Genomic DNA, 8,745 nt, shown 5'->3' with positions numbered 1-8,745 from the left:
GACGTTGGGTTCCGCCCATGCCCGGGATGACGCCGAGCGTGATCTCGGGCTGGCCGAACGTCGCACCCTCGCCCGCGACGATGAGGTCGCACATCATGGCGAGCTCGCAGCCGCCGCCCAGCGCGTAGCCGCGCACCGCCGCGATCACGGGCGTGCGCACGCGGGTGAAGGCATCCCACCCGTTGAGCAGCCCTTCGACGAGCGCGCGCCGGGCGTCGTAGCCGGACATCTCGCGGATGTCGGCGCCGGCTGCGAAGGCACGCTCCGACCCGCGGATGACGATCGCTCCGATGCCCTCGTCGGCGTCGAAGCGCTGCACGACCTCCAGCAGCTCGGTGAGCACCTCCGAGTTCAGCGCATTGAGCGCCTTCGGGCGGTTGAGCGTGATGAGGCCGACACGACCCTGGGTCTCGACGAGGAGCGTCTCCATCAGTCCACCCTTCCACTCTTGGCTCGGATGTCGCCGATGATCGCCGAGAAGTCCTTGCCGGCGCCGTCGCCCTCGGCGAAGCGCCGGTAGATCGCCTCCGCCGCCGACCCGAGTTCGGCCGCGACTCCCGACGACTGGATGGCAGAGGCGGCGAGGCCGAGATCTTTCGCCATGAGCGCCCCGGCGAATCCGGGGGCGTAGTCGCGGTTCGCCGGGCTCGCCGGCACGGGCCCGGGCACGGGGCAGTTCGTCGTGAGCGCCCAGCACTGGCCCGACGACGTCGACGCGACCTCGAACAGCGCCTCGTGCTCGAGCCCGAGCGCCTCGCCGAGCACGAACGCCTCGGACACCGCGATCATGCTCACTGCGAGGATCATGTTGTTGCACACCTTCGCCGCCTGGCCGAGGCCCGGCCCGCCGCAGTGCACGACCTTCGCGCCCATGGCATCCAGCACCTCGCGGCCGGCGTCGACGTCGGCCGCGTCGCCGCCGACCATGAAGGTGAGGGTGCCGGCGGCCGCTCCCCCGACGCCGCCCGAGACGGGGGCGTCGAGCGCACGGTGCCCGGCGGCCGTCGCGAGGGCGTGCGCCTGCCGGGACTCGTCGACCGAGATCGTCGACGAGTCGACGAAGAGGGTGCCGGGTCGCGCGTGCGGGAGCAGCTGCGCGTAGACGTCGAGCACGAAGCGTCCGGCGGGCAGCATCGTGACGACGACGTCGGCCTGCGCGGCGAGCTGCTCGGGGGGCGTCCCGAGAGAGACCCCGGTCTGCACCGCGACGGCCGCGTTGGCGGCGTCGGGGTCGTAACCGAGCACGGTGTGCCCGGCCTTCACGAGGTTGGCGGCCATGGGGCCACCCATGTGGCCGAGGCCGAAGAATGCGACGGTCGTCATGATCGTCCTCTCAGTCGAAGGTGAGGTCGCGCTCGAGCGGTGCGAGGAAGCGGCGGATGTCGTCGGCCTCCGCCGCCCAGTGCGGCGTGCGGTCCTTGTCGACGAGCTGCGCGCGCACGCCCTCGGCGAAGTCGGGGAAGGCCGCGAGTCGCACGGCGGCGCGCAGCTCGGTGACGAGGGCGTCTTCGAGCGACGCCGCCCGGGCGGCCGAGCGGACGGCGGCGATCGTCACGGCTGAGGCGGTCGGCGACTTCGACCGGATCACCCGGGCAGCCTCGTGCGCCGCGTCGTCTCCGGCGTCGAGGCGACGGAGCATCTCGGAGAGGTCGTCGCCCGCGAGCGACCAGTCGATCCACTCCCGCGCCTCGAGCAACCCCGACGGCGGCACGGTGGTCGCGAAGCCGCCGAGCACCTCGTCGGGCGCGGCGTCGCGCAGTGCGATCGTCAGCAGCTCGAGGTCGCCGCTCTCGACGAGGACGTCGGCGAGACCCAGCTCGATCGCCTCCGGGCCGGAGAGGAAGCGGTTCGTCAGCGCGGCGAACAGCCCGAGCTCCCCCGGTGCGCGCGACAGCAGCCAGGTCGCGCCGACGTCGGGCAGGAAGCCGATGCCCGTCTCGGGCAGCCCGACGCGACTGCGCTCGGTGACCACGCGATGCGACGCGTGGCAGGCGAGCCCGACGCCGCCGCCGAGCACGAGCCCGTCCATGAGGGCGACGACGGGCTTCGGGTAGCGCGCGATCGCGGCGTTGAGCCGGTACTCGGCGCGCCAGAACGCGTCGGCCTCGTCGGCCGCGCCCGAGCGCGCGAGGGCGACGACATCCCCGCCCGCGCAGAAGCCGCGCTCCCCCGCGCCGTCGAGCAGCACGGTCTCGACCACGTCGTCGTCACGCCACGCGTCGAGAGCCGAGGCGATCAGCACGACCATCTCGTGAGTGAGCGCGTTGATCGCGGCCGGACGGTTGAGCGTGATCCGCCGGAGCCGCCCCTCGACACGGGTGAGCACGGAGGCGGTCATCGGCGCTCCTCGAGCAGGTGGCGTCCGACGATGAGCCGCATGATCTCGTTGGTCCCCTCGAGGATCTGGTGCACCCGCAGGTCGCGCACGACGCGCTCGATGCCGTACTCGTGCAGGTAGCCGTAGCCGCCGTGCAACTGGAGGGCGTCGTTGGCGACATCGAAGGCGACGTCGGTCGCGAAGCGCTTCGCCATCGCGCACCGGGCGGCGACGTCGTCGTCGTTCCGGTCGAGCGCCTCGGCGGCGGCGCGCACGAGTCCGCGCGCGGCCTGCAGGCCCGTCTCCATGTCGGCGATGCGGAACGTCACCGACTGGAGGTCGGCGAGGCGCGAGCCGAATGCGACGCGGTCTTTCACGTAGGCGACGGTACGCTCCAGTGCCCACTGGGCGCCCCCGAGCGAGCACGCGGCGATGTTGAGCCGACCGCCGTTGAGGGCCTTCATCGCGATCGCGAAGCCGGTGCCCTCGTCGCCCATGCGGTTCACGGCGGGGACGCGCACCCCCTCCAGGATGACTTGACGGGTGGGCTGTGCATTCCATCCCATCTTCTTCTCGAGCGGGCCGAACGACAGCCCCGGGGAGTCGGCGGGCACGACGAACGAGGTGATGCCCTTCGGCCCCGGGCCGCCCGTGCGCGCCATGACGACGTAGACCGCCGCCGCCCCGGCGCCCGAGATGAACTGCTTGACGCCCGTGAGCACGTAGTCGTCGCCGTCGCGCACCGCCGAGGTGCGCAGGGCCGCGGCGTCGCTGCCGGCCTCGGGCTCGGTGAGGCAGTAGGCGGCGAGCTCGTTCATGGCGGCGAGGCGCGGCACCCACTCGGTGGCCACGTCGGGCGCGGCGAAGGTGGCGATCATCCACGTCGCCATGTTGTGGATCGAGATGTACGCCGCGACGGCGGTGTCGCCCCGCGCGAGCTCCTCGAAGACGATCGCGGTGCTCACCCGGTCGAGCCCCGACCCGCCGAGCTCCTCGTCGACGTAGACCGAGCCGAGTCCGAGCTCGCCGGCCTGGCGCAGCGCGTCGAGAGGCAGGGTGTGCGTGGCATCCCACTCGTTGGCGTTCGGAGCGAGCGCCTCTTCGGCGAACTCGCGCACCGACTGGCCGATCGCGCGCTGGTCCTCGGTGAGGCTCGTGGGCGGGAACGACATGGCGTCTCCTAACTCATCGTCGGGATCACGAAGGAGGCGCCCTCTTTGATCCCGGAGGGCCACCGCGAGGTGACCGTCTTGGTCTTCGTGTAGAACCGGAACGAGTCGGGCCCGTGCTGGTTGAGGTCGCCGAAGCCCGACTTCTTCCAGCCGCCGAACGTGTGGTACGCGATCGGCACCGGGATCGGCACGTTGACCCCGACCATGCCGACGTTCACGCGCTCGCTGAAGTCGCGGGCGGCGTCCCCGTCGCGCGTGAAGATCGAGACGCCGTTGCCGTACTCGTGCTCGCTCGGCAGACGCAGGGCGTCTTCGTAGCTGTCGGCGCGCACGAGGATGAGCACCGGACCGAAGACCTCCTCGCGGTAGATCCGCATGTCGGTCGTGACGTGGTCGAAGAGCGTGGGGCCGAGGTAGAAGCCGTTCTCGTGGCCCTCCACCGTGAAGCCCCGTCCGTCGGCGAGCAGCGTCGCCCCCTCGTCGACGCCGGACTGGATGAGGGCCGACACCCGCTCGACGGCGTCGCGGGAGACGAGCGGCCCGTAGTCGGCCTCGGGGTCGAGCGCCGGTCCGATGCGCAGGGCGGCGACGCGCTCGGTGAGCTTCGCCGCGAGGGCGTCGGCCGTCTCCTGCCCGACGGGCACGGCGACCGAGATCGCCATGCAGCGCTCCCCCGCCGACCCGTAGCCCGCGCCGATGAGGGCGTCGGCGACCTGGTCGAGGTCGGCGTCGGGCATGACGATCATGTGGTTCTTCGCGCCGCCGAAGCACTGCGCTCGCTTGCCCTGCGCGGCCGCGGTCGCGTAGATGTACTGCGCGATCGGGGTCGAGCCGACGAACCCGATCGCGCGCACGCGGTCGTCGTGCAGGAGGGCGTCGACCGACTCCTTGTCGCCGTTGACGACGTTGAGCACGCCGGCCGGCAGCCCCGCCTCGAGGAACAGCTCGGCGAGGCGCAGCGGCACCGAGGGGTCGCGCTCGCTCGGCTTGAGGATGAACGAGTTGCCCGCGGCGAGCGCCGGTCCGGCCTTCCAGAGCGGGATCATCGCCGGGAAGTTGAACGGCGTGATACCGGCGACGACGCCGAGCGGCTGGCGCATCGAGTAGACGTCGACGCCCGTGCCGACGCTCGACGAGTACTCGCCCTTGAGCAGGTGCGGCGCGCCGGCCGCGAACTCGACGACCTCGACGCCGCGCTGGATGTCGCCCTTGGCATCCTCGATCGTCTTGCCGTGCTCACTCGAGAGGGTGCGGGCGAGGTTCGGGATGTCCTTCGCCACGAGCTCGAGGAACTTGAGCAGCACGCGGGCTCGACGCTGCGGGTTGGTCGCACCCCACGCCGGCTGGGCGGCGGCGGCGCTGTCGATCGCCGCGGTCACCTCGGCCGTGGTGGCGAGCGGCACACGCGCCTGCACCGTGCCGTCCGAGGGGTCGTAGACGTCGCCGAAGCGACCGGACGTGCCGGCGACGTGCACTCCGTCGATGAAGTGGCTGAGTTCGCGGGTCATGGGTTCTCCAGGGTCTATCGGGTGACGGTGCCGGTCAGGGATGCCAGCGGGCGCAGCAGGATGGGACGCGCCGCGATCACGGCGGCCGCCATCGCGACGAGGGTGACCGCGAAGAGGATGACGCCGAGCGGGCCGTCGTCGTCGCGCGCGGCGAAGATGTGGTTGAGGTTGCGCACCGCGCCGGTCGTGAGCACGAGCACGACGTGCACGATCGTGAACAGCACGAAGTAGAGCATCACGGGGAGGTGCAGCTTCCGGGCCGGTTCGACGGGCACGCGCGCGAGCGGACCCGACGTGGGCCACAGCGCGCTCATCCGCAGACCGCTGAGGAACGCGAGCGGCGCCGCGACGAAGATCGTCGTGAAGTAGGCGAGCAGCTGGAGGGCGTTGTAGGCGACCCAGCCGTTCTCGGTCGGCCAGTCGAGCGAGACGTACTGCAGGGCCGCGGAGGCGGCGTGCGGGAGAACGTCGAGCGACGTCGGCACGATGCGCGTCCAATGCCCGGTCGCGAAGCTGAGCACGACGAAGGCGAGTCCGCAGAGGATCCATGCCGCGTCGATCGTGTAGTGCAGCCAGAGGTCGAGGCTGATGCGCTTCGGCGGGCGCTTCGTGCGGAGCATCCCCGAGTTCTTACGGGTCCAGAACGCCGCCGGACGACGGGTCGTACGCACCGCCCATCCGCTCTTCACGATGAGCACGAGGAAGAACGCGTTGAGCACGTGCAGCACGGCGACCCACCCCGGGATGCCGGCCGGGCTCGCGAGAGACGGCGCGGTTCCCGGGTAGGCGGCGACGAAGGCGGCGACCGCGGGCACGCTGCGCAGGGCCTGGGCGCCCAGCACGACGGCCACCGCGAGGACGACGAGTGCGGGAGCGATCCAGAGCAGACTGCGCCAGCGAGGGCCCGGGGCCGCGGCGGTCATCGCGACGCCCCGAGTTCCTCGAGCAGCTTCGGCACGATCGTGAAGGCGTCGCCCACGATGCCGTAGTCGGCGATGTCGAAGATGGGCGCGTCCGGGTCGGCGTTGATCGCGACGATCGCGCGCGACGTCTGCATGCCCGCACGATGCTGGATCGCGCCCGAGATGCCGAGGGCGAGGTAGACGTCGGGCTGCACCGAGACGCCGGTCTGACCGACCTGGAGGTTCTGCGGGGCGAAGCCGGCGTCGACCGCGGCGCGGGAGGCGCCGAGCCCTGCGCCGAGCGCGTCGGCGAGCCGCTCGGCCAGAGCGAACCCGTCGGCGCTCCCGAGCCCCCGGCCGCCGGCGACCACGACGCGGGCGCCGCGCAGGTCGGGGCGGCCCGGGGCGGGAGCGTCGGACTCGGTCGACTCGACGACGCCCCAGCGCCCCTCGACCCGCGCCTCGACGACGGTCACCTGGGCGGCCGCGGGAGCGAGCGGCTCGAAGGCGCCGGGGCGCACGGTGAGCACGGCGAGGCCGCCCTCGATGCGCGAGCGCACGACGTACGACCCGCCGAAGACGGAGTGCGTGACGACGCCCGCGCCGTCGACGTCGACCGCGTCGACGCACAGCGCGCCGTCGTGGCGCATCGCGATCGCGGCGGCGACCTCGCGCCCCTCGATCGAGTGCGCGGCGACGACGGCCGAGGGGTGCTCGGCGGTCACGGCGTGCGAGGCGGCGGTGACGCCCGCGGCGGCGAGCAGCCCGTCCGCTCCCGCGACGTCGACGACGGTGACCCGGGTCGCGCCGAGCTCGCCGAGCGCGGCGCCGAGCTCGGACGCGCGGGCGGCGGGAGCCGCGACGACGGCGACGACGTCGCCCAGTCGGCTCGCGGCGGCGATCACATCGCGGTTCGACGCGGCGGGACGCCCCTCGGCGTCGAGTTCGATCAGGGCCAGCACGGTGCTCATCGGGTACCTCCCTGCGCGGCGAGAGCGGCGGCGGGTTGCACGCCCAGCCCCCGCAGGTACTCGGCGAGCCGCGCGGCTGAGTCGTCGGTCTCGTTCTCGCGGTGCCCGGCGACCCGCTCGGGACGTCGCGTGGTCTCGACGACGACCGAGCGTGCGCCCGGCCGCTCGGGCACCAGCTCGGCGGCCGTCCACTCCTCGAGCGGCTTCTTCTTCGCGCCCATCACGCCGCGCAGCCCCGCGAACCGCAGGGCCGCGTTGCGCTCGGTGAGCGCGACGACAGCGGGGAGCTCGGCCTGCACGCGCTGCGTCGCACCCTCACGTCGGCGCAGGCCCACCACCGTGCCTGCGCCGACGCGGGTGTCTTCGAGGGCGCCGAGGAACGGCAGCCCGAGGACGCTCGAGATCGCGCTCGGGATCATGCCGCCGTTGCCGTCGGTCGAGGCCTCGCCCGCGACCACGAGGTCGGCGTCGAGCTTCGCGACCGCCGCGGCGAGCACCTGGGCGGTGAGCCGGAGGTCGGCTCCGGCGAGGGACTCGTCGACGACGTGCACGGCGCGGTCCGCGCCCGTCGCGAGGAGCTTCCGGATGCCGTCGCGCGCGTGGGCGGGACCCATCGTCAGCACGACCACCTCGGTCGCGGGATCGGCGTCCTTCGCGACGAGGGCGAGCTCGAGCGCGCGCTCGGCCACCTCATCCACCGTCGCCTCCGACGCGCGCCGCACGACCCGGCCGGTCGCGGGATCGAGCTCGCGCTCGCCCCATGTGTCGGGCACCTGCTTGGCCAGCACCACGATCCTCATCGCACCGTCTCCTTCTGATCGAGTCGCGCGAAGGCGAGCGCCTCCGCGGCGACGAGCGGCGTCGTCCCGGTCGCCGCGGAATCGGCGAACACGCGCGCGAGGGTGTCGCCGATCGCGCGGATGCGGGTGTCGATCGTGCCCTGGTCGACACCGTCGGCGGCGAGCGTCAGGTAGATCACGCCGCCCGCGTTGACGACGAAGTCGGGCGCGTAGAGCACGCCGCGCTCGTGCAGCCGTGCGGCCCCCGCGCGCTCTGCGAGAGGGTTATTCGCGGGTCCGACGACGGCGCGCACGTCGAGCCGCTCGATCGCGTCCGGCGTGAGCACGCCTCCCACCCCCGCCGGCACGAACACGTCGGCCGTCGTGAGCAGTGCCTCGTCGGGCTCGACCCAGCTCGCTCCGAGCGCGGTCGCGAGATCGCGTTTGCGCGCGACGACGTCGGAGACGGTCAGGATGGCGCCCTCCTCGGCCAGTCGGGTCGCGATGCGCGATCCCACCTGCCCGAGCCCGGAGACGACGAAGGAGCGGCCCGCGAACGACGGATCCTCGTACAGCTCGCGGAGGACGGTGCGGAGCGAGGCGAGCACGCCCTCGGACGTAGGACCCGCGGGCTCCCCCGATCCCCCCGTCGCCGACGGCAGTCCGACGACGTGACGCGTGCGCTGGGCGACGACCTGCATGTCGTCGGCGGTCGTGCCGACGTCCTCCGCCGTGCGGTAGCGGCCGTCGAGCGACTCGACGAGGTCGCCGAGATCGAGGAACGCCGCGGTGCGCCGATCGCCGTCGAGCGTCTCACCGGGGGCGAGCCGGATGACCGACTTCCCACCGCCGGCGTCGAGCCCGGCGGCCGCATTCTTCATCGTCATCGCCGAGGCGAGTCGCAGCGCATCAGAGAGGGCGTCGAGCCAGGAGTCGTAGGTCCAGGTGCGGCAACCGCCGAGCGCGGGCCCGAGCACGCTCGAGTGCAGCGCGACGGTCATCGTGAGACCGGAACGGTGTCCCACGCCCGTCACGACGCGCTCGTGATCGAAGGCGGGCAGGGTGGTGATCGTTTCGCTCAACGCTGAGCTCCTTC

Annotated in this window: 9 protein-coding genes; all 9 read right to left on the bottom strand. The window is 72.7% G+C overall.

Going from position 1 to position 8,745, the window contains the following annotated elements:
* The coding region (locus ACO1X9_RS16810; RefSeq protein WP_486352006.1) for an enoyl-CoA hydratase-related protein at positions 1-430 on the bottom strand (430 nt) is incomplete at its 3' end.
* The gene (gene mmsB / locus ACO1X9_RS16805; RefSeq protein ID WP_486352005.1) at positions 430-1,323 is read right to left on the bottom strand and encodes a 3-hydroxyisobutyrate dehydrogenase; all 894 of its coding nucleotides are present in this window, start codon (positions 1,321-1,323) and stop codon (positions 430-432) included. The genes mmsB and ACO1X9_RS16810, both read right to left, overlap by 1 nt.
* A 10-nt stretch (positions 1,324-1,333) precedes the next feature.
* Complete coding sequence (locus tag ACO1X9_RS16800; protein ID WP_486352004.1) at positions 1,334-2,338, bottom strand: 3-hydroxyisobutyryl-CoA hydrolase; 1,005 nt, start codon at positions 2,336-2,338, stop codon at positions 1,334-1,336.
* Positions 2,335-3,489, bottom strand: a complete 1,155-nt coding sequence (locus ACO1X9_RS16795) for an acyl-CoA dehydrogenase family protein (protein ID WP_486352003.1) — start codon at positions 3,487-3,489, stop codon at positions 2,335-2,337. Before ACO1X9_RS16795 ends, ACO1X9_RS16800 begins: the two co-directional genes overlap by 4 nt.
* Before the next feature lie 8 nt (positions 3,490-3,497).
* Positions 3,498-4,997, bottom strand: a complete 1,500-nt coding sequence (locus ACO1X9_RS16790; RefSeq protein ID WP_486352002.1) for a CoA-acylating methylmalonate-semialdehyde dehydrogenase — start codon at positions 4,995-4,997, stop codon at positions 3,498-3,500.
* A 14-nt stretch (positions 4,998-5,011) separates the two neighbouring features.
* Positions 5,012-5,920, bottom strand: a complete 909-nt coding sequence (locus ACO1X9_RS16785; RefSeq protein ID WP_486352001.1) for a cytochrome b/b6 domain-containing protein — start codon at positions 5,918-5,920, stop codon at positions 5,012-5,014.
* On the bottom strand, positions 5,917-6,870 hold the full coding sequence (locus tag ACO1X9_RS16780) for an electron transfer flavoprotein subunit alpha/FixB family protein (protein WP_486352000.1): 954 nt from the start codon (positions 6,868-6,870) through the stop codon (positions 5,917-5,919). Before ACO1X9_RS16780 ends, ACO1X9_RS16785 begins: the two co-directional genes overlap by 4 nt.
* Positions 6,867-7,670, bottom strand: a complete 804-nt coding sequence (locus tag ACO1X9_RS16775; RefSeq protein WP_486351999.1) for an electron transfer flavoprotein subunit beta/FixA family protein — start codon at positions 7,668-7,670, stop codon at positions 6,867-6,869. Before ACO1X9_RS16775 ends, ACO1X9_RS16780 begins: the two co-directional genes overlap by 4 nt.
* On the bottom strand, positions 7,667-8,731 hold the full coding sequence (locus tag ACO1X9_RS16770; RefSeq protein WP_486351998.1) for a Glu/Leu/Phe/Val dehydrogenase family protein: 1,065 nt from the start codon (positions 8,729-8,731) through the stop codon (positions 7,667-7,669). Before ACO1X9_RS16770 ends, ACO1X9_RS16775 begins: the two co-directional genes overlap by 4 nt.
* Between the last annotated feature and the right edge of the window lie 14 nt (positions 8,732-8,745).

The organism is Pseudolysinimonas sp. (assembly GCF_057350545.1).
This window is presented reverse-complemented; position numbering and strand designations above follow the sequence as displayed.

Bases quoted from the DNA above. Each gene is read 5' to 3' on its own strand.
- ACO1X9_RS16795 (WP_486352003.1), bottom strand. From the start codon at position 3,489: ATGTCGTTCCCGCCCACGAGCCTCACCGAGGACCAGCGCGCGATCGGC.
- ACO1X9_RS16800 (WP_486352004.1), bottom strand. From the start codon at position 2,338: ATGACCGCCTCCGTGCTCACCCGTGTCGAGGGGCGGCTCCGGCGGATC.
- ACO1X9_RS16785 (WP_486352001.1), bottom strand. From the start codon at position 5,920: ATGACCGCCGCGGCCCCGGGCCCTCGCTGGCGCAGTCTGCTCTGGATC.
- ACO1X9_RS16790 (WP_486352002.1), bottom strand. From the start codon at position 4,997: ATGACCCGCGAACTCAGCCACTTCATCGACGGAGTGCACGTCGCCGGC.
- ACO1X9_RS16780 (WP_486352000.1), bottom strand. From the start codon at position 6,870: ATGAGCACCGTGCTGGCCCTGATCGAACTCGACGCCGAGGGGCGTCCC.
- ACO1X9_RS16775 (WP_486351999.1), bottom strand. From the start codon at position 7,670: ATGAGGATCGTGGTGCTGGCCAAGCAGGTGCCCGACACATGGGGCGAG.
- mmsB (WP_486352005.1), bottom strand. From the start codon at position 1,323: ATGACGACCGTCGCATTCTTCGGCCTCGGCCACATGGGTGGCCCCATG.